Origin of the sequence: Kitasatospora arboriphila (assembly GCF_039528095.1) — a bacterium.
Classification (GTDB): domain Bacteria; phylum Actinomycetota; class Actinomycetes; order Streptomycetales; family Streptomycetaceae; genus Kitasatospora; species Kitasatospora arboriphila.
On the sequence record NZ_BAAALD010000222.1, the window covers coordinates 1 to 1,261 of the forward strand.

At 49.6% G+C, this 1,261-nt stretch carries 1 protein-coding gene and 1 pseudogene; both read right to left on the reverse strand.

The genetic code is table 11. The annotated features are described in order from the left end of the window. Nucleotides 1-208, reverse strand: a pseudogene (locus ABD353_RS39610) (Tn3 family transposase); the annotation flags it as partial. A 59-nt stretch (nucleotides 209-267) separates the two neighbouring features. Beyond that, on the reverse strand, nucleotides 268-972 hold the full coding sequence (locus ABD353_RS39615) for an IS6-like element IS26 family transposase (RefSeq protein ID WP_001067855.1): 705 nt from the start codon (nucleotides 970-972) through the stop codon (nucleotides 268-270). Between the last annotated feature and the right edge of the window lie 289 nt (nucleotides 973-1,261).

Sequence of the window (1,261 nt, forward strand, 5' to 3'; positions counted from 1 at the left end):
GCTGGGTCAGAATGCGCCGGCGGTAATCTTCATCATCAATATAATTAAGCAGATACAGCGTTTTGTTGATGCGCCCCACTTCAATGATTGCCTGAGTCAGTCCGGAAGGACGTTCACTTTTCAGCAATGAACGGACCAGCACTGAAGCCTGTACTTTGCCCAGCTTCAGGGAGCCAGCGGTCCGGATCATTTCGTCCCACTGAAGGACTATTTTTGGCACTGTTGCAAAGTTAGCGATGAGGCAGCCTTTTGTCTTATTCAAAGGCCTTACATTTCAAAAACTCTGCTTACCAGGCGCATTTCGCCCAGGGGATCACCATAATAAAATGCTGAGGCCTGGCCTTTGCGTAGTGCACGCATCACCTCAATACCTTTGATGGTGGCGTAAGCCGTCTTCATGGATTTAAATCCCAGCGTGGCGCCGATTATCCGTTTCAGTTTGCCATGATCGCATTCAATCACGTTGTTCCGGTACTTAATCTGTCGGTGTTCAACGTCAGACGGGCACCGGCCTTCGCGTTTGAGCAGAGCAAGCGCGCGACCATAGGCGGGCGCTTTATCCGTGTTGATGAATCGCGGGATCTGCCACTTCTTCACGTTGTTGAGGATTTTACCCAGAAACCGGTATGCAGCTTTGCTGTTACGACGGGAGGAGAGATAAAAATCGACAGTGCGGCCCCGGCTGTCGACGGCCCGGTACAGATACGCCCAGCGGCCATTGACCTTCACGTAGGTTTCATCCATGTGCCACGGGCAAAGATCGGAAGGGTTACGCCAGTACCAGCGCAGCCGTTTTTCCATTTCAGGCGCATAACGCTGAACCCAGCGGTAAATCGTGGAGTGATCGACATTCACTCCGCGTTCAGCCAGCATCTCCTGCAGCTCACGGTAACTGATGCCGTATTTGCAGTACCAGCGTACGGCCCACAGAATGATGTCACGCTGAAAATGCCGGCCTTTGAATGGGTTCATGTGCAGCTCCATCAGCAAAAGGGGATGATAAGTTTATCACCACCGACTATTTGCAACAGTGCCGTTTACTCATATATACTTTAGATTGATTTAAAACTTCATTTTTAATTTAAAAGGATCTAGGTGAAGATCCTTTTTGATAATCTCATGACCAAAATCCCTTAACGTGAGTTTTCGTTCCACTGAGCGTCAGACCCCTTATTTGAGTAAATGCGATTTCTGCCAGAAGGGCGGCACAAAAAAACCCGACTGGTGAGATCGGGTTTTTATGTTTTGCCCCGGATGGAGG